The following is a 19473-nucleotide window of genomic DNA, read 5'->3' as shown; positions in this document are numbered from 1 at the left end:
CCATGAGCAAGCCACTGGCTTTAACCGACGTCGTCTTAAGAGATGCTCACCAATCCATTCTCGCTACTCGGTTGCGCACCGAAGATATGTTACCTATTGCGCCATTACTCGATAAAGTCGGCTTTTGGTCGCTAGAATCTTGGGGCGGAGCAACGTTTGACGCTTGCATCCGTTATCTTGGTGAGGATCCATGGGAACGTATTAGAGAGCTTAAAAAAGCCATGCCTAATACACCTCAACAAATGCTGCTAAGAGGACAAAATCTTTTAGGCTACCGTCACTATGCTGATGATTTAGTTAACCGTTTTGTTGAACGTGCTCACACTAACGGGGTTGATGTATTCCGAATTTTCGATGCAATGAATGATGTGCGTAACCTTGAAACCGCTGTTAAGTCTGTTGTTGACGTCGGCGCTCATGCGCAAGGTACTATCTCCTACACAACGAGCCCAGTGCACACGATGGACACTTGGATTGACATGGCTAAGCGTCTTGAAGATATGGGCTGTCATTCTTTATGTATCAAAGATATGGCCGGGCTATTAAAGCCGTTCGATGCCTTTGACATGATTAGCCAAATCAAATCTCAAACAGATTTGGTTGTTTCTATGCAGTGCCATGCAACAACAGGTCTTAGCACCGCCACCTACCAAAAAGCGATAGAAGCGGGCATTGATGTACTTGATACCGCCATTTCGTCAATGAGTCAGACTTATGGTCACAGCGCGACAGAAACTCTGGTTGCAATGGTTGAAGATACTGACAGAGCGACCGGTTATGACATGGCGTTATTGGAAGAGATAGCAGCTTACTTTAGAGTGGTACGCAAAAAATATGCAGCTTTCGAAGGTGAACTTAAAGGCATTGATTCGCGCATTCTTCGTGCACAAGTCCCTGGTGGCATGCTGACCAATATGGAAAGCCAGCTAAAAGAGCAAGGCGCTGCAGACAAGTTAGATTTAGTGTTAGAAGAGATCCCACGGGTTCGTGAAGACTTAGGTTTCATAGCCTTAGTCACGCCAACTTCTCAAATTGTCGGCACCCAAGCGGTGATTAACGTGCTGACGGGTGAGCGTTATAAATCGCTTACCAAAGAGACTGAAGGCGTACTCAAGGGCGAATATGGCGCCACGCCAGCACCCGTGAATAGCGAGCTGCAGCAACGCGTTTTAGCGGGCGCTGAAGCAATAACTTGTCGCCCAGCTGACTTACTCGAAGCTGAGCTCGACAGGTTACGTCTTGAGTTAGCTGAAAAGGCCAAAGCTGAAGCTATTACCCTATCAACAGAGGTGGATGATGATGTATTAACCTACGCATTATTTCCTCAAATTGGACTCAAATTCCTTAAAAATCGCAATAATCCAGACGCATTTGAACCCAAACCTGAAGTGGCTGCAAAAGCGCTCGAACAAATAAAAAAAGCAGAGCTAGCAGCTGCCAATAAGCAAGGGCCAGCAACTTACACTGTAACAGTGCAGGGTCAGCGATTTGTCGTTGAAGTGGCCGAAGGGGGGGATATCAGTGAAATAAGCTCTGCCGAAAATGTGATTCCTTTTGCTGCACCCGCAACAACTGCCGCCGTTGAGTCGTTGGTGGTCAAGTTAGAACAAAATGCACCGCTATCAGGTAATATTTTTAAAGTGCATGTGTCTCCTGGTGACACGGTTAAAGAGGGTGATGTTGTCATTATTTTAGAAGCGATGAAGATGGAAACGGAAATAAGAGCCGAGGCTGATGGAGTGATCTCTCAGGTTTGGGTTAAAGAGGGTGATTCGGTATCAGTTGGTAGTCAGCTGTTAGCGTTAGCATAGGAGTCATCATGGAAGGATTAATCGCCTTTTGGTCTGAGTCCGGCATTGCCAACTTTACGCCAGGTCAATTGTTAATGATGGGTGTCGGCTGCTTATTACTCTTTTTAGCTATCGCAAAAGGTTTTGAGCCGTTACTGCTTTTACCTATAGGCTTTGGCGCTATTTTAGCCAATATTCCTAATGGTGGATTTACCGACGAAGGTGGACTGCTCTATTTTGCTTATCATGTGGGTATTGAAACGGGAATTTTCCCGCTATTGATCTTTATGGGTGTGGGGGCATTAACCGATTTTGGGGCATTGATTGCTAACCCTAAAATGTTATTACTTGGCGCCGCAGCACAATTTGGTATTTTTGCCACCTTGCTTGGGGCGATTGGTTTGAATTTAGTCCCTGGGTTTGAGTTTTCAATGCAAGATGCTGCCGCTATTGCGATTATTGGCGGTGCAGATGGGCCAACGGCTATCTTTTTAGCGTCCAAACTCGCCCCAGACTTACTCGGTGCTATTGCGGTTGCTGCATACTCTTATATGGCGTTAGTGCCACTTATACAGCCGCCTATTATGAGACTGCTAACAACAGAATCTGAGCGTAAGATCAAGATGGAGCAGCTGCGAGAAGTGAGTAAGAAGGAAAAAATAATCTTCCCACTCATGGTATTAGGATTAACTATTTTGTTCCTTCCTGCAGCAACGCCGTTAGTGGGTATGTTTTGTTTAGGTAACTTGATGCGCGAGTCGGGTGTGGTCGATAGATTGTCTAACACCGCCCAGAATGAGCTGATTAATATCGTTACTATTTTTCTCGGACTCGCTGTGGGTTCTAAATTATCAGCAGAGCAGTTTTTGCAAATTGAAACCTTAGGTATTTTGGTGTTGGGGGCTGTTGCATTTGGTATAGGTACCGCGACTGGAGTGTTAATGGCCAAGCTCATGAGTAAATTATCTGGCGGTAAGATTAATCCATTGTTAGGTGCCGCTGGTGTGTCCGCGGTGCCCATGGCGGCGAGGGTCGTCAATAAAGTGGGCCTTGAAGCAAATAATCAGAACTTTCTATTAATGCATGCAATGGGCCCTAACGTGGCGGGTGTGCTGGGTAGTGCGGTTGCTGCAGGTGTGTTACTTGCGGTACTGGGATAAGCATATCTGTAAAATTTAGAATAGTATTTTCAATTAAACCAATCCCGTACTTTTAAAGTACGGGATTTTTTTGCCTGCAGAAAATGATAGCGTGCGCTTGGCTATACTAAGAACAACTTAATCACCTATGCACCAGCATTCTCCATATACAACTGTTTGGCCGTGTCATTGCAAGCTTTAGTTATCACAGCCTTATCGTAAAATCCTCGCTTGTGGTGCAAGCGTCATTAGAGGTTACTTGCAACAAAGTAGTTTAAAATTTGAAATAGAAGTTGAGCTTACGACAGCGCTGGAGGGCGATGTGGTGATCTGGAGTGATACAGGTATTGGCGCTAGGTCATTAAACGATGAAGCGTTAGTTTGATGCCGTTAGCGCCTGGTCTTCGAGCTAGGCGCGTAAGCGATATTGGGTTATTTGTGGGTTACCAACTACGAATGTTTTGGTTTGCGGTCAGCCAAAGTAGAAAGCCTAAGGACAAAATAATCGTTATGCTAATGCCGACAATATAGATAAACCCGGTTCTTCCCTTCTTTAGAGGCACACCGTTGTAATTAAGAAATAGCGCCCATGCGAGAGATAGTAGCAGTGGAATAAAAAACAGCTTAGCCATACTTAAACACCCTCAATATGAATCACTTAGCAATATGATTTTAAAGTATAAAAGAAAAAGGCCACAATTGCGGCCTTTTTCTTTCACAGTAATCTTACTAACTTGTTACAGGTGCTGTTTTAGTGCTCTCATCGGCATAAAATTGCTCTTGATCAAGCTGTCCTTCAGATTTACCAATAACAACGGCTGTCATCATATCCCCGGTGACATTGGTTGCTGTGCGGATCATATCAATGATCCGGTCAATAGCGGCAATAAATGCAATCCCTTCTAGTGGTAGGCCAACAACACCTAAGGTTACCGTCAGCATCACCATGGCACTGCCTGGCACGCCAGCTGTTCCGACTGATGCAACTGTTGCCGTTACCGCAATCAGCATATAGTCAGTCATATCGAGTTGAATGCCATAAATTTGGGCAATAAAAATGGCGGCAATAGCGGGATAGATCCCACCGCAACCATCCATGTTCATGGTCGCGCCAAGGGGCAATACAAATGAGCTATAACGTTTTGATACACCCATTGATTCAGAACAACGCGTGCTTGCCGGCAATGTACCGAAACTTGATGCTGTCGTAAATGCCACAATTTGTGCTGGCATGGCTTTTCTGAAAAACTGTAAAGGGCTTAATTTTGCTGCGAATTTTACCAGTCCACCATAGACAAAAATAATGTGGATTAACGCAGCAAGGTAGATAGCACCGATGAACTTGGCAAGTGGTAATAACATGGATAAACCATACTCACCGACCACCCAGGCCATTAAACCAAACACGCCAATCGGAGTAAGTTGCAATACCATACGAGTCAGCTGGAACATCACTTCAGCCCCGGCCTCAAGGGTTCTTTTCAAGGGCGCAGCTTTTTCGCCAACCTTATTGATTGCGATACCAATTAATGCTGCAAATACGATTATTTGGAGAACATTCCCTTCTGCCAGAGAGGCAAATGGGTTAACAGGGATCATATTTAGCAGTACCTGTGCAAAACCAGGAACCTGACGTTCGCTCACTTCAGTAGCAACCAATTCCATTGAGCCGCCCATATCAATGAGCGAGCCAATGGTTAAGCCGATAAACGACGCTATAGTGCCGGTAAACATAAACATACCTAACGTCTTAAAGCTCAACCGTTTTAGGTTAGCTTCTGAGCCTAAAGAGGTAATACTCACCACGATAGCGCAGAAAATAAGCGGTGCGACCAGCATTTTGATCGCGCTAATAAATAGATCACCTAAAGGCTTTAATACCGTTGCCGATTCACCAAAAATGACACCAACAGTAGCGCCAAGTACAAAGGCGGCTAATACCTTTTGCCAAAAAGGGATGTTTTTAATTACTTGCCACATTATCAATATTCCAAATATATTATTTTTATGTCATGCGTATAGGTGGCAGGGTTGCCACCTAATTTATTGCAATCATTTGCTAGGAGACTAACACTTCAATGCTGTGAAGGTTTACATTTAGTTACCCAATCGTTGGCATTCTATAGATAGAGCACCTTGCATCACAAACCGATTTAGTTATAACTTATTGTCATATAAAAGCTTGTTTTAATTATATTAACAGTTAACTTTTGCGTAACATCGTGATGAGGGTTGTAAAAACTATAGAAACCACAATAGATTCATGGGTGTAGGCTAGATGAGCTATGATTGCTGATTAAGGTGATGGAAATATTTTGTTAGCAGAAATCGCAAAACCTTTTTTACGTCGTAAGTGATTTAAACTGATTAACACCCACTGGTTGTTTCAAGCTGACTGGGTAATACTAGTGCCAAGCATAGCTTACTGATCAGATGATAAAACGATATCGCATTCTGGCGAAGGAGATAATAATTGAAAAAATGGATATTAGCCGCAGCAATTAGTGCTGCGTTATTTGGATGTGCCGGTCAACAACAGGCTGAAACGACTTTACCTGCAGGTGTGACTTTACTGGAGTCGGTAAGTTTTTCAGGACAGGATGTTGGTATTCCCTATCGTAAATATGAATTAGCCAATGGCTTGACCGTTATTTTACACGAAGATCACTCTGATCCGTTAGTCCATGTTGATGTCACTTATCATGTAGGTTCAGGACGTGAATTAGTTGGTCGTTCTGGCTTTGCACACTTGTTTGAACACATGATGTTCCAAGGGTCAGAGCATGTCGCTGATGAACAACATTTTAAAATGGTCACTGAAGCGGGTGGAAATCTTAACGGTACAACCAATACCGATAGAACCAATTATTTCGAAACGGTGCCCAATAATCAGTTAGAAAAAATGTTGTGGTTAGAATCTGACCGTATGGGCTTTTTCCTACCGGCTCTAACGGAAGAAAAGTTTGAAGTGCAACGTGAGACGGTCAAAAACGAACGTGCACAGCGTATTGATAACCGTCCTTATGGCCGTATGGGTGAGCGCTTTGATCAAGCCTTTTATCCGCAAGGTCATCCTTACTCATGGCCTGTTATCGGTTGGCCAGAAGATTTAGACCGAGCAGATGTTGAAGATGTTAAACACTTTTTTCAGCGCTGGTATGGTCCTAATAATGCCACATTGACTATTGGTGGCGATTTTGACGAGATGCAGGCCCTTGCATGGGTTAATCAGTATTTTGGTGAAATCCCTGCTGGTCCTGAAGTTAAGGCGCCCGTAAAAACGTTAGTGACACTGGATAAGACACTTTATCTGTCGATGGAAGATCGAGTGCATTTACCCTTGATTAAAATGGCAATGCCAACGGTATATGCTCGCCATGAAGATGAGCCCGCTTTGGATCTGTTGTCTAACATCTTAGGTGGTGGCAAGACATCAATCTTCTATAAAAATCTTGTTAAAGATGGCTATGCGGTCCAAGCAGGTGTGAGTCATCCATGTCAAGAATTGGCTTGCCAGTTTTCAATGTACGCATTAGCCAATCCAGCACAGGGTGGCACGTTAGCTGATTTAGAAAAAATCATGCGTGACTCGGTCACTGAATTTGAGCAACGCGGCGTGACGGATGACGACCTTGAAAAAGTTAAAGTCAACTTTGAAGCTGCCACCATTTTTGGTTTGCAAAGCGTACAGGTAAAAGTCTCAAGCCTAGCATTCAATGAAACGTTTTCTGGTAACCCTAATATGATTGGTACTGATTTGGCGCGTTATGCCAATGTCACCAAAGAAGACGTTATGCGGGTGTTTAACAAATATATTAAAGACAAGCCGATGGTGGTGATGAGCGTTGTGCCTCAAGGGCAAAAACAGCTTATTGCTAAAGCCGATAACTTTGTCGCGCCAACTGAAAAGATTGCCGCCGTTGCGGTTCAAGATCTTAATGCCGCGCCTCAAATTACTTCAGCGTTTGATCGCAACGTTGTGCCGCCAGTCGGTGCCGCACCCGTATTAAAAATACCTACGCTTTGGCAAGGTAAACTGGCCAATGATATTGAGGTTATTGGCACTGAAACCAACGAGACACCGACCGTTGAAGTGGTTGTTTACCTCAATGGTGGCCACCGCGTTATTGACATAGAACAAGCAGGCTTAGCGTCGATAACAGCGTCAATGATGAATGAATCGAGCCTTAAGCGCAGTTCTGAAGAACTGACTCAAGCATTAGAGATGCTTGGCAGTAATGTCAGCTTTGGTGCCAGTGGCTATCAAAGTCGATTGCAGATTTCATCGTTAACAGAAAATCTTGATGCGACAATGAAAATTGTCCAAGAGAAGTTGTTTGAACCTGCATTCAATCAAGCTGATTTCGATCGTGTTAAACAACAGGTATTACAGAACCTACAACGGCAATTAACGGAGCCAAATTATTTGGCTTCAAGAGCATTTAGTACTCTGTTATACGGTGATAAGAGCCCGTTTGGTGTTAGTAGTGGTGGTTCAATTGCATCAGTAACAGCGATTAGCTTAGATGATGTTAAAGCTTTTTATAAACGTCAGTATACCGCGGGTAATGCGCAAATAGTGGCCGTTGGTAATCTAAACGAAGCGCAAATGCTATCCAAGCTTACAGGGTTAAACGGTTGGACTGGGGTTAAAACTTCCTTTCCTGAATTAGCGGTTCTTCCTGAATTTACTGGCGGAAAAATTTATATTGTTGATAAGCCAGAAGCGGCGCAGTCAGTGATAAAAATTGGTAAACGCGCGTTGCCTTATGATGCTACGGGAACGTTTTTCAAATCCTACTTGATGAACTACCCACTGGGCGGCGCTTTTAATAGCCGTATTAACCTCAATCTTCGTGAAGACAAAGGTTACACTTATGGTGCGAGAAGCTTTTTCTCGGGAGGACCAGAGCAAGGTTTCTATCAAGCGACTGCTAGTGTACGTAGTGATGTGACGACCGAAGCGTTAGTGGAATTTATTAAAGAGATTAATGGATTCCAAGCAACGGGGATGACTGAGGATGAGCTTAGCTTTATGCAGAACTCTATCTCACAATCTAAAGCACTTAACTACGAAACTCCGTACCAAAAAGCGGGATTAATGCGTAATATTCAACGTTATAATTTGGATGATAATTACAGTGAACAGCAAACTGAAATCACTAATAACATAACACTTGATGAGTTGAATTTATTGGCTAAAAGCCAGTTGAAAATCGACGATATGCTTATTCTTGTTGTAGGTGATCGTGCCAAGATAGAGTCTGAATTATCAACACTTGGTTATCCAATTGAGGTTTTACAGTTGTAAAGTAAGTGGGGAGACCCTATATACAAGAGGTAATCCTAGTTAATGGGGTTACCTCATCTATAATCGTCATGACAGTGACGTAAAGACTATTTTGATATGACTTGAAAGTTTAGCCAGTTAAAGCAGGTCTGACTGTCATGAGCTTTAGGTTAAAGTCACGTACTAGAGAATAAGATTTTGAAATCATTCAATGAATTAGTAGGGGATCTGTCGGATCCGACAAGTCGTCAAGCACTAAAATCAATGCAGCGAGGCATTGAACGTGAAGCGCTTAGAATTGAAAAGACAGGTCACTTAGCAACGGATAGTCACCCTGAAGTATTAGGCTCTGCCTTAATGCATTCGCGGATCACTACCGATTATAGTGAGTCCTTGCTTGAGTTTATTACTCCCGTGTTTGAAAACATTGATGAACTCGTTGAAGATTTAACATACACGCATGCGTATAGCGTGCGTAACTTAAATGGCCAGCAACTGTGGCCGGTTAGTATGCCTTGCTATGTGGGTGATGTTGCTGACATTCCTATTGCTGATTATGGCTGTTCAAATAATGGCAAAATGAAACGTTTGTATCGTAAAGGATTAACTTATCGATATGGCGCACTCATGCAGATTATCTCTGGAGTGCATTTTAACTTTTCGGTGTCTGACGATCTTTGGACACGGCTTTATGAACTATCCAATAAAGCGTTGAGTAAAGAAGAGTTTATCTCTGATTCTTACTTTGGCCTTATTCGTAATTATCGCCGTTTGGTATGGGTGTTACCTTATTTATTTGGTGCATCACCCGCGCTATGCGGATCGTTTATTAAAGACCAAAAAACGACGCTACCGTTCGAAAAAATTGGCAAGGGCACGCTTTATTTACCTTACGCCACATCGCTGCGCATGAGTGATTTAGGCTATACCAATCAAGAACAAGATAGCCTCGACATTAGTTACAACAATCTATCTTCTTACCTTGATGGTATGAACGCCGCTATCAATATGCCATCGGCAAACTTTGCCCAAATTGGTGTCAAAGTCGCAGGCGAATATCGTCAACTTAATGCTAACGTTTTACAAATTGAAAATGAATTTTATTCTCCTATACGAGCCAAAAGAGTCGCTAAAGGAAATGAGAAACCTTCTGAGTCTTTAGCGCGTGCAGGCGTTGAGTATATTGAAGTCAGGGCGCTTGATGTTAACCCCTATAGCGCGGTTGGTATTGAAAAGTCACAAATTCGTTTTTTGGATATGTTTCTGCTTAATTGTTTATTACAGCCTTCGAGCAACAGCGACGAAACGGAAGAAGCTGAAATTTCAGCTAACTTACAAGCCGTTGTGTTAGAAGGGCGTAAACCAGGCTTAGTCTTGAGTCAGAATGGTGCAGACATTTCGTTGACACAGTGGCTCGAAACGTTATTTGATAACTTAGGCTCGATTGCAGAACTGCTTGATGACGGTGCTGAGGGTGAGTATCAAAAGGCTCTGGCGCACTGGCATAAAGCGGTCGTGAATCCTGATGAGACTTTATCGGGTCGGATCATGACTAAGCTTCAAAAGGAGCAAGTTGATCACGGTCATTGGGTGAAAGAGCTTGCACAGCAATACCATCAGCAACTTATAGACTTGCCTATTAGCGACTCTGTGTTGGCTCGGTATGAGCAAGATGCAAGATCGTCACTCGACAAGCAAGCGGCGAGTGAAGCGCTTGATGAAGTGAGTTTTGATCAATTTCTCGCTGATTACTTCGAGCAATAACGGTGAAACAGCTTAACGCCTCTATGTTGGTATTACTGCTATCTGGCTGCGCATCGCAACTTGATAGCAGTCATCAGTGTGGCACCGTCTCAAGCTTTTTGGCTCCTGAACCAGAGCTTGGGATCTATCGCGCAGTCGTTACCCACCTCGATGGAAAACCTGTGATTTCTCAGCCTAATTATCGCCTTAGCGTTGGCGAACACCGTTTTACGCTGGCGGAGCTGATTGATTCACCCACTTTAAAAGTATCGCTGGCATCTCGTACCCCAAAAGATTTGATCGTGGTAGTAGAAGCCAATACGCGCTATCACTTAGCCGCTAAGTTTAATAGCGACAAAGTCTATAGAGGTAAGGATAGTGGCTTTTGGCAACCAGAAGTATGGCAACAAGAGTCCTACAATTGTGAGCTTCCTGCGTCGAGATAATGGTCGCAATAATGTATTTCACGGTCTGATTTTTAACACAATTTAATTAAACCCCAATTGCATATTTAAGCTATCAATGTGACACTAGCACTTTGCTATTATTGTCCGTTGGTATCAATTTTTATGAAATGGCCTGCATTACTTGCGACTGTTATCTTGGCAACATTTTTAACTGGTTGCGCAACTCCTCCTCCCAAAGATCCCGAAAATCTATGTTCGATATTTCAAGAGAATCGTTCATGGTATAGCGCCGCCAAAAATACCAGAGAAAAGTGGGGCGTACCTGTGCACGTTCCACTGGCAATGATGTATCAAGAAAGCTCATTTAAACATAATGCCGCGCCGCCAATGGAGTATTTTTTAGGTTTCATACCGACAGGTAGAGCGAGTGACGCCTATGGTTATGCTCAGGCTAAAACCATGACTTGGGATGACTATGTGAGAGAGACGGGTAACTCTTGGTCAAGCCGCAGTGATTTTGATGATGCCATGGATTTCATGGGTTGGTTTATTTATAAGACCAATAAAATTAACGGGGTGTCTAAGTGGGACGCGCGTAATCAATATCTAAATTATCATGAAGGCTGGGGCGGCTATAAGCGTAAAACTTATAACCAAAAAGCCTGGTTAATTAAAGTCGCTAAAAAAGTCGACGATCGCTCTAAGCGTTATGCGGGTCAGTATAGACAATGCGAAGAGGATCTTGACTCATCTTGGTTGTGGCGATTGTTTTTTGGGTAGATAAACAGGTTCCAAATTAATTGATGTTGTCTAGTCCTAAAATTAGGTTGACACCCTTACCGGTAATATTAACGACAGTATTGAGGGACAACAAACTTCAACTTCGAGTATTAACGATCGAGCATGTGAAATGTCCAGACTTAGCCAAGATGTTCATAGCAGTTTAAAGACGATTACTGAGTAAGCAAGAGAGCAAGAAGCGACCTCAGCAACGTTAGAGACAATACTAAAACGGATTTGCGTGTCGCTATTTTTTGCCCCGTTTATTACGGTACATCGCCTCATCTGCGGCCTTTAAGGTTTTATTCCACTGGCCGTTATATTGCTCAACCCCATAACTAAACGAGACAGCGCCTTGTTCACTGAGGTCATCCTCTATTGCAATGATCTCGCTTTCTATACGTTCTAATGGACCATGGCAAAGGGCGATAAACTCATCTCCACCGTAACGGGCGACTAACTGCTTTTGGTGCCACTGAGCTTTCAGTACACGGCTTACTTTCTGCAGTGCGGCATCGCCGGCTTGATGTCCGTGGTGATCATTAATTGTCTTTAGATTATCGATATCGATTAATACTAAATAACTGCCAAAATGGGGCTTTAAGGTCCATTCTTTAGCGAGGGCTTCAAAGCGCTGACGATTATATAAACCGGTTAAACTATCAAAGTTAGCTAGCGTATTGATTTTGTGTGTTTTTTGGTAAAGAGATATCGCGTTCGCCGCCTCATGAGTCAATATAGCGACCAGATTTCGGTCATAATGACTAAAGGCTTTTACTTTACCGCTGTCTAAATTTAGCATTGCGTAAAGCTTACCATCGATATGAATTGGGCTTGATAGTGTTGAGCGTATTGGTATTGAGGGGGCCTCAAGCAAGACATCTTGATCTGAAGAGCTTAGCGAACTGTGAGCATTAATGGCTTCCATGTCGTCAATGACCACCACTCGGTCACATTTACCTTTTGTTATCCGATATTCGAAAGATTGTTCCAAATGGATATTGAGCTTTCTCAGCTTGTTAATATCAATGCCCACAGCAGACTCAAATGATAAGGAACCAGAATCAGGTTCAACCCGAATGATTGTTCCCATTTCGGCACCGTCAATACAGCTAACGGCCTTATTGAGTAACGCGTTCAGAAAGGCGGTTTCATCTTGATATTGGTTAGCAATATTAACTAACTCAAAGGTGGTCTCATTGACATGAACTACCTGCTGTAGGTGCTCCCATAGTCGACTGAGTCGTCCTTGATGGAAATAGTAATTCAGGCTGTAACCGAATAAATAGATAATACTTATCAGGAGTAAATTTGCGACAGAACTTTGATTTGCGCTAATACTAAAGAAAATAATCCAACAGATAAAAAGCAAGAGTAAAGGCACGCCGAGTAAAGCTAGATGTGTCTTAAAATCCAGCGCATCAATTTTCTTCTTTTTTAAACTATCCTTGATGGGCAACATGAATATCCTATTCTATTTGTTCAAACCATTTGTTTGTTGCATCCAAAACATGAAAAGACTCTAACCAAAGGCACTCAGATTAAAAATACTGTTACTAAAAGTTACTTTAGCTAAATCAATCATAACTAACTTAAATAATAGGCAAAAAAAACATCTCAAACAAGCGAATTTAGTGAAAGAAATGATCTTGCATAATAAAAATTGGTGGACAGCGTATTAAGTCAGTTTAACAAAACGGTTCGATTGAAGAACCGTCATATTTCGAGCGATTAGAGTCAATATATGCGTAAACGCTTGATTGACCTACTTGCCTCATCATGGCTTCGTCGCCTCTACAAAATGATACATTATCAGCCTGTTTGATGAGCTTGAGATGAATAAACCTAATTGTATAGCTCGTTGTAAGCGCATTAGCAGCGTAAAATTAACGGCTCTGTCGCTATCGTAATAATTTGTTATACATATGTACTAATAAGTTATTTGCAGTCCATTCAAAGCTTAGGGATAATTACGGCATTGGCTTTGGGGGAAGCCTGTTTACTCTTTGCACTTATTATCATTATAATGCGCGCAAATATAATAATGTACCGCCCTACGGAAGGATTAAAAATGAGCAAACCATTTGTTGCAGTATTAATGGGGTCTGATTCTGACCTGCCTACAATGCAATCGACTTTAGATGTACTAAAGACTTTTAACATTACGTTTGAAGCTAAAGTGACCTCGGCGCATCGTACACCTGCGGCGACTCATGCTTACGTGACTGACGCTGAAGCGCGTGGATGTAAAGTATTTATTTGTGCAGCAGGCCTTGCAGCACATCTAGCGGGTGCCGTTGCTGGTATCACTACTCGCCCTGTGATTGGTGTTCCAATTGATTGTGGTCCACTACAAGGCCATGATGCACTTTTATCAACAGTGATGATGCCTGGTGGCGTGCCAGTGGCAACAGTTGCTATTGGTAGCGCTGGCGCTAAAAATGCGGGTTATCTTGCAGCGCAAATGTTAGCCGTCGCCGATGATGCACTTGCTGTCGCAGTGAAAGAAGAGCGTGCTAAGTCAGCTGAAGCGGTTCAAGCTAAAGATGCAGCGCTACAAGCAAAGCTTGCTTAAACCACGCTAATCACATCAAACCGCAGTCATGTTACTGCGGTTTTTTTATGTATGTAACACCCGCTGTAAACCTCCTCAATTAATCTCACTCTATCTTTTATGCGCGTTTATCATTTATTGCATTGGCAGTATTGTCCCGTCATTTGCCAGAGAGCAACACTGACCTTGCTTGGGCAATATATTTCCGTATGCGTGCTATAGACAAATAACCTGCGCCGATGCAGACTTACTGTATAAGATATTTGGTAAGGACCTTGGTGTGTTACAGCCCACTCACACAGTAGAACAACCTTTAGATGCTGATCCTGATCAAGCGTTAATGTTGCAATATGCAGACGGTAATACTCGCGCTTTCGAATTGCTATATAACAAACATAAAGCGCCGTTATATCGCTATTTTGTACGACAGATTTACGACAACCAACTTGCGGAAGACCTGTACCAAGAAACGTGGAGTCGGGTAATTAAAGCCGCCTCTGCCTATGAGGCTAAAGCAAAGTTTACGACCTGGTTATACCGTATTGCCCATAACCTAATTATTGATCATGTCAGAGCTAAAAAGCCTGAGAGTAGTTTCAGTGATGTTTATGATACTGAACAAGATCCTGATGCAATGCTAGCCAGTGCCATTGACACGCCAGAGCAACAATTACAGCAGCAGAAGAAGGCTCAGCTGCTCAAAAATTGTGTTAAAGATCTTCCCCATGTTCAAAAAGAAGCGTTTCTACTCAATATTGAAATGGGCTTTACCGCAGCCACGATTGCCGATATTGCCGGCGCGACACTTGAAGCAACTAAGAGTCGTCTCCGTTATGCCCAAAAAGGCCTTAAGGCCTGTGTCGACTTAAAGTGGCAAGAGGTGGAATATGATTAACGATAATGATGACAACATTCGCAAAGAGGTGCATGCGCTTTATCAAAAGATAGCGCAAGAACAGCCGCCGAAAGAACTTGATCAAGCTATTTTAAATTTGTCTGTTACCAATGTAAAACCTAAGTTAAACAGCCAATCGTTTTGGCGTCAGCATCGCTGGTCTTTATCATCTGCAGCTTCAGTGCTTATGGTCGTCACTCTATTTGTGATTAATCCACCCATACCGACGGGTGATATCAGTGATGAGGCGATACCCTCATTAATGATGACTCCGCAAGACAGTCCAGCTCCTGCGTTGATGAGAATGGCGTCTCCAAATCAAGCGTTAGAGGTTGATATATCGCCTGAAGATAACGTTAAAAAGGCGGTGAAAACTCCGTTAATGCAGCAATCAAATGGCCTTGATGATAATCAAGATGCTGTAAGGGTGGAGGCGGTAGATCAACAACTGCTTGCTAGCCTTAATAAGGTATCTGAGTTAATGAGTCAAAAAGACTATGTTCAGGCAGAGCGTGATTTACAGCAGATAAAGAGTGACTATGCGGCGACGTTGTTGGTTAATGCTCCGTTAAATCAACGCTTCAATGAATTAGAGACACTGCTCAAGCTACAGCAGAAATAACAAATACACCCAAAATAAAGTGCCTGCTTATCGAGTAGGTACTTTATTATTTAACGAATCGTATTAACTCTTAAACCAATCCCAAATGCCTAAAGAGCTGTTTTCGAACAGGTCGATCCCCAAAGCAGACTTGAGTAAGTAAAGTAACAGCAGTCCAAAGACCATTGAGATAACAATAAATGACACCACTGAAAGGGCAAAAATCAGCACGGATAGTTGTTTCTCTTTTCTGTTTAACGCTCGCTTGTTCCTGCCTAGCAGGAATACGTAGAAAAAACGCCAACCAATAAAGGGAAAATAAAAAGTGCCTCGATGATCAATAAAATGCTTTTGCCACTGATTATCGACAAGCGCGAACCTGAAATAGACAAGCTGTGCCTCAGTATAACTATTAGCATATCTGCTAGGCATATTCAGTAATGCCTTATTAACGCGTGGATCATCCCGCAATGAAGGGCGTTGATAGTCTGAGACCATTTATACCTCGTTGAATATGTTAATTATTAAATCCTTTCACAGCAAAAAAATCACTAAGCTGATTAAGCGTAGTTGAAAGTGGGCAATAGCAAAAGCCTACAACATATCAGTGAGTTAAATACAAAACACATTTGCTAATAATTCTTTGTCGTTATTTTACTGAAGCGTAGCTAAAAGTTTGCTATTTTGTTTGGCTTGGATTGCTCTCAATTAATAAAAATAACAATAGGATGGCTTCTTTAGATGAAACTTCGTCACTCACTTGCCTGTTGCATGTTAGCCCTTGGCACTATCAATATAGCTCCTACATTTGCTTCTGATGCTAGCGATAAAGCCGGTTATTTTCGTTCGCCAGCGTTAAATCAGCAAACCTTAGTCTTTACAGCAGAAGGCGACCTTTGGACTAAAGGTCTTGGAGAGTCAAAAGCGAGGCGCTTAACCAGTTTACCGGCTGAAGAATTAGGTGCGACAATATCTCGCGATGGCAAGTTTGTTGCGTACGTTGCTAACTATGAAGGTTCGTCTGAAGTCTATGTTATTGCCATTGAAGGGGGGCAAGCCAAGCGCGTTAGTTTCGAAAACTCTCGTGTGAGAGTGCAAGGCTGGACGAGTGATGGCAAAGTGCTTTATGCCACTGATAATGCCTTTGGTCCCGCCAATTACTGGGTATTACGCACGGTTGATCCCTTGAGCTTAGTGACCACTGACTTACCGCTAGCAGATGCGATAGAAGGTGTTATTGACGAGCAAAACGAGTATGTGTATTTCACTCGTTTTGGCCTACAAACCACAGGCGACAACGCTAAGGTTTATCGAGGCGGCGCTAAAGGAGAGCTTTGGCGTTTTAAATTAGGCGAGAAGCAAGAAGCGCAGCAGCTCGCAGCGACACATGATGGCTCAGTTAGACAACCTATGTTGTGGCAATCTCGCTTGTATTTTATCAGCGATAGCGACGGTAATGACAATATCTGGTCTATGTCAATCGATGGCAAAGATCTGCAGCAACACACGCATTATAAAGAGTGGCAGGTAAGAAGTGCCAAACTCAACGAAGGCCGCATTGTATTCCAACAAGGCGCCGATATTAAGTTATTTGATATCGCGGCAAATAAAGAGATCGCGGTTGATATAGAGCTTACCTCTGACTTTGCCTATAAGCGTGAGCATTGGGTCACTGAGCCGATGAAGTACGCAACTTCGACAAGGTTTACACCGCAAGGTGATAAAGTGGTTATCACTGCTCGCAGCCATGTGGTTGTCGCGTCAACGGACGGTCAAAGGCTCGTTGAAATTGCCCTGCCAGGAGATAGCCGGATCCGCAATGCGCTCATGAGCAAAGATGGTAAGTGGGTTTATGGTATTAGTGATATTAGCGGCGAGCAGGAGATCTGGCAGTTTGCCGCAAATGGCAGCGATAAGCGTAAACAGTTAACCAAAAATGGCAAAGCACTGCGCATGGATCTGCATCTGTCGCCAAATGGACGTTATTTGGCACACGATGATTATGATGGCAATGTTTGGCTGTTAGATTTAAAAAAGTCTCGAAACCAAAAGATCATTACTCAAGGTGAAGGCTTAGGCCCATATGCAGATATTGTTTGGTCCGCTGACAGTCAGTTTATGGCTTTAACCAAAGCTGAATTAGGTAAAGCGCGTCCACAGATCGTACTTTATTCGCTTAAAAAGGATAAAGCTCAATCGATCACTACCGATAAATATGAGTCGTTTTCACCTAGCTTTAGTAAAGACGGAGATTGGCTATACTTCCTTTCAAACCGTAAGTTTGTATCCACTCCTAGTTCGCCTTGGGGCGATAGAAATTTGGGACCAATGTTTAACAAACGTACGCAGATTTTTGCTATTGCACTCAACAGCAAGGCTCGTTTTGCATTTCAAAAGCCTAATGAGCTATTGAGTGAGCCTAAAAAAGATAGCGACGACAAGGTTGAAACGCAGGTTGATTGGGATGGTTTGTCTTCAAGGTTATGGCAAGTACCAGTGCCTGCGGGAAATTATTCCTCACTGCAATTGAGCGAAGATAAACTGTATTTACTGGACAAAGACGTGAGTAGCCGTAAATCATCGTTGAAAGTGGTTAAGTTTGCCGCTTTAGGCCCTAAGGTAGAAACATTTTCTAAAGATGTAGGCTCATATACATTATCTGTCGACAGTAAAAAACTGTTTATCCGCAAGCAATCAAAGCAAGGGAAGGAGATGTTGATTGTTGATGCGGGTGACAAACTGCCAAAAGAGCTCGACCACACCAAAGTGCAGACGCAAAACTGGCAGTTAGCAATACAACCTGCAGCAGAATGGCAGCAAATTTTTGAGGATGCGTGGTTAATGCATCGAGATTCGTTCTACGACAAAAAGATGCGCGGTGTTGATTGGCAGCAAACCAAGCTTAAATACCAACCCTTAGTTGACCGCTTAACTGATCGTCATGAACTCAATGATATCTTTAAAATGATGATGGGAGAGTTGAACTCTCTGCACTCACAAGTGCGCGGCGGTGATTTTGCAAAAGATCCTAAAAAGGCCAGATCGGCTAGCTTAGGTGCCCGTCTAGAGCAGACTAAAGCCGGTGTGGTTATTGAGCATATTTACCAAGGCGATCCAGAGATACCATCACAAGCTGCGCCGTTAAATAAGATGGGTGTAGACGCAAAAGTGGGTGATGTGATTTTAGCTATTAATGGTAAGACCTTAAATAATATTGCTGATGTGACTCGCCTTATTCGCAATCAAAGCGCAAAGCAGGTGCTGTTGTTACTTAAACGGGGCAATAAAACACACCAAACTATCGTTAAACCTATCAGTGCACCTGCCAACGCCAAATTCAGATATCTAGATTGGGTGACTCATAACAGTAGCGCTGTAAATGATGCGAGCGATGGCAAAATTGGTTACCTGCATCTTTACGCTATGGGCAGTGGTGATATCGCCAGCTTCGCGCGTGAATTCTACGCCAATTATGATAAAGATGGATTGATTATCGATGTTCGCCGTAATCGAGGTGGCAATATTGATAGTTGGATAATTGAAAAACTACTTAGACGGACATGGGCATTTTGGGCGCCGACCCACGGCACACCATCAGGTAACATGCAGCAAACCTTTAATGGCCAATTAGTGGTGTTAACCGATCAACTGACCTATTCAGATGGTGAAACCTTCTCAGCAGGTGTTAAAGCGTTGGGTATTGCACCACTTATCGGGAAGCAAACCGCAGGTGCTGGAGTATGGTTGTCTGGGAGAAATTCATTAACAGATAAAGGCATGGCACGTGTTGCCGAGTATCCGCAATATGCAATGGACGGTAGTTGGATTATTGAAGGTCGTGGCGTGAGTCCAGACATCGAAGTCGATAACCTGCCATACGCCACGTTTACTGGCAAAGATGCCCAGCTTGAAAAGGCGATGGATTACTTACTGCAAGCGTTAAAGAAACAACCCAAAGTCAATTTTGTGCCGAACGTCTTACCGGTTAAAGGTATGGCTGAGGACGTAAAACAAGCTCACTAATTTTAGTCTGCCGTATCTATCATATTTAAGTGTTTCGAGCGTTATTGACCAAGTAGTTCCCAGGTTGATAACGCTCTTTTTTTTGCAAGGCAACTCCCTCCTAATCAATGCATTCTTTAAGTTGTTAAGTACCATCGCCCTATCGAAGCGAGTTTATTTAAGAAAGATATTGAGTTTTATGCATTTTTAACACTAAACTGGTTAAAAACAAGCCCGCGTTAGTGGCTCTTTTTGGCGTATAAAGCACCGAT

15 protein-coding genes are annotated in these 19473 nt (G+C 43.0%); 11 read left to right on the top strand and 4 right to left on the bottom strand.

What is annotated here, in order from left to right:
- The first annotated feature begins 2 nt into the window (after positions 1–2).
- From oadA to CXF83_RS22995, 3 genes are all read left to right on the top strand, one after another.
- Positions 3–1811: a sodium-extruding oxaloacetate decarboxylase subunit alpha gene (oadA, locus tag CXF83_RS16960; protein WP_101090625.1), complete on the top strand. Its 1809-nt coding sequence runs from the start codon at positions 3–5 to the stop codon at positions 1809–1811.
- An 8-nt stretch (positions 1812–1819) separates the two neighbouring features.
- Positions 1820–2950: a sodium ion-translocating decarboxylase subunit beta gene (locus CXF83_RS16955; RefSeq protein WP_101090626.1), complete on the top strand. Its 1131-nt coding sequence runs from the start codon at positions 1820–1822 to the stop codon at positions 2948–2950.
- A 238-nt stretch (positions 2951–3188) separates the two neighbouring features.
- A complete protein-coding gene (locus tag CXF83_RS22995) occupies positions 3189–3314 on the top strand; it encodes a hypothetical protein (RefSeq protein ID WP_269801715.1) in 126 nt (41 codons plus the stop codon).
- Positions 3315–3372: 58 nt separating this feature from the next.
- On the opposite strand, the gene CXF83_RS16950 is transcribed toward CXF83_RS22995, so the two are convergent.
- Both CXF83_RS16950 and CXF83_RS16945 read right to left on the bottom strand, forming a co-directional pair.
- Entirely contained in the window at positions 3373–3561 is a 189-nt protein-coding gene (locus CXF83_RS16950) for a hypothetical protein (protein WP_101090627.1), read from the bottom strand.
- Between the two features lie 97 nt (positions 3562–3658).
- On the bottom strand, positions 3659–4909 hold the full coding sequence (locus CXF83_RS16945; RefSeq protein ID WP_374702313.1) for a dicarboxylate/amino acid:cation symporter: 1251 nt from the start codon (positions 4907–4909) through the stop codon (positions 3659–3661).
- A gap of 493 nt (positions 4910–5402) precedes the next feature.
- Between CXF83_RS16945 and CXF83_RS16940 the strand changes: the two genes are divergently transcribed.
- The 4 genes from CXF83_RS16940 to CXF83_RS16925 all read left to right on the top strand — a co-directional run bounded on the left by CXF83_RS16940 (position 5403) and on the right by CXF83_RS16925 (position 11149).
- A complete protein-coding gene (locus tag CXF83_RS16940) occupies positions 5403–8240 on the top strand; it encodes a M16 family metallopeptidase (RefSeq protein WP_101090628.1) in 2838 nt (945 codons plus the stop codon).
- 177 nt (positions 8241–8417) lie between these two features.
- Complete coding sequence (gene gshA / locus CXF83_RS16935) at positions 8418–9983, top strand: glutamate--cysteine ligase (protein ID WP_101090629.1); 1566 nt, start codon at positions 8418–8420, stop codon at positions 9981–9983.
- Positions 9984–10006: 23 nt separating this feature from the next.
- On the top strand, positions 10007–10408 hold the full coding sequence (locus CXF83_RS16930) for a hypothetical protein (protein WP_101090678.1): 402 nt from the start codon (positions 10007–10009) through the stop codon (positions 10406–10408).
- A 123-nt stretch (positions 10409–10531) separates the two neighbouring features.
- On the top strand, positions 10532–11149 hold the full coding sequence (locus CXF83_RS16925; RefSeq protein ID WP_101090630.1) for a transglycosylase SLT domain-containing protein: 618 nt from the start codon (positions 10532–10534) through the stop codon (positions 11147–11149).
- 247 nt (positions 11150–11396) lie between these two features.
- Here CXF83_RS16925 and CXF83_RS16920 read toward each other — a convergent pair whose 3' ends face one another.
- Positions 11397–12608, bottom strand: a complete 1212-nt coding sequence (locus CXF83_RS16920) for a sensor domain-containing diguanylate cyclase (RefSeq protein ID WP_101090679.1) — start codon at positions 12606–12608, stop codon at positions 11397–11399.
- Positions 12609–13220: 612 nt separating this feature from the next.
- On the opposite strand from CXF83_RS16920, the gene purE reads away from it, so the two are divergent.
- From purE to CXF83_RS16905, 3 genes are all read left to right on the top strand, one after another.
- Positions 13221–13724 carry a 5-(carboxyamino)imidazole ribonucleotide mutase gene (purE, locus tag CXF83_RS16915; protein WP_101090631.1) on the top strand — a complete coding sequence of 168 codons (504 nt, stop codon included), beginning with the start codon at positions 13221–13223 and terminating at the stop codon, positions 13722–13724.
- 319 nt (positions 13725–14043) lie between these two features.
- Positions 14044–14598, top strand: a complete 555-nt coding sequence (locus tag CXF83_RS16910; RefSeq protein ID WP_101090680.1) for a sigma-70 family RNA polymerase sigma factor — start codon at positions 14044–14046, stop codon at positions 14596–14598.
- A complete protein-coding gene (locus tag CXF83_RS16905; RefSeq protein WP_101090632.1) occupies positions 14591–15220 on the top strand; it encodes a hypothetical protein in 630 nt (209 codons plus the stop codon). The genes CXF83_RS16910 and CXF83_RS16905 overlap by 8 nt, the downstream gene beginning before the upstream one ends.
- Before the next feature lie 63 nt (positions 15221–15283).
- Here the strand turns inward: CXF83_RS16905 and CXF83_RS16900 are convergent, their stop codons facing one another.
- Entirely contained in the window at positions 15284–15697 is a 414-nt protein-coding gene (locus CXF83_RS16900) for a hypothetical protein (protein ID WP_101090633.1), read from the bottom strand.
- 243 nt (positions 15698–15940) lie between these two features.
- Here CXF83_RS16900 and CXF83_RS16895 point away from each other — a divergent pair, with 243 nt between their 5' ends.
- Positions 15941–19222 carry a S41 family peptidase gene (locus tag CXF83_RS16895; RefSeq protein ID WP_101090634.1) on the top strand — a complete coding sequence of 1094 codons (3282 nt, stop codon included), beginning with the start codon at positions 15941–15943 and terminating at the stop codon, positions 19220–19222.
- Positions 19223–19473 lie beyond the last annotated feature (251 nt).

This window comes from Shewanella sp. Choline-02u-19 (genome assembly GCF_002836205.1).
GTDB lineage: Bacteria > Pseudomonadota > Gammaproteobacteria > Enterobacterales > Shewanellaceae > Shewanella.
Note: the sequence above shows the minus strand (reverse complement) of the source record. Positions and strands in the feature narration are given on the sequence as shown.

Excerpts from the sequence above, each read along its gene's own strand:
- purE (WP_101090631.1), top strand. The coding sequence starts at position 13,221 with ATGAGCAAACCATTTGTTGCAGTATTAATGGGGTCTGATTCTGACCTG.
- CXF83_RS16895 (WP_101090634.1), top strand. The coding sequence starts at position 15,941 with ATGAAACTTCGTCACTCACTTGCCTGTTGCATGTTAGCCCTTGGCACT.
- oadA (WP_101090625.1), top strand. The coding sequence starts at position 3 with ATGAGCAAGCCACTGGCTTTAACCGACGTCGTCTTAAGAGATGCTCAC.
- CXF83_RS16930 (WP_101090678.1), top strand. The coding sequence starts at position 10,007 with ATGTTGGTATTACTGCTATCTGGCTGCGCATCGCAACTTGATAGCAGT.
- CXF83_RS16905 (WP_101090632.1), top strand. The coding sequence starts at position 14,591 with ATGATTAACGATAATGATGACAACATTCGCAAAGAGGTGCATGCGCTT.
- CXF83_RS16945 (WP_374702313.1), bottom strand. The coding sequence starts at position 4,909 with ATGTGGCAAGTAATTAAAAACATCCCTTTTTGGCAAAAGGTATTAGCC.
- CXF83_RS16955 (WP_101090626.1), top strand. The coding sequence starts at position 1,820 with ATGGAAGGATTAATCGCCTTTTGGTCTGAGTCCGGCATTGCCAACTTT.
- CXF83_RS16900 (WP_101090633.1), bottom strand. The coding sequence starts at position 15,697 with ATGGTCTCAGACTATCAACGCCCTTCATTGCGGGATGATCCACGCGTT.
- CXF83_RS16910 (WP_101090680.1), top strand. The coding sequence starts at position 14,044 with ATGTTGCAATATGCAGACGGTAATACTCGCGCTTTCGAATTGCTATAT.
- CXF83_RS16950 (WP_101090627.1), bottom strand. The coding sequence starts at position 3,561 with ATGGCTAAGCTGTTTTTTATTCCACTGCTACTATCTCTCGCATGGGCG.
- CXF83_RS16925 (WP_101090630.1), top strand. The coding sequence starts at position 10,532 with ATGAAATGGCCTGCATTACTTGCGACTGTTATCTTGGCAACATTTTTA.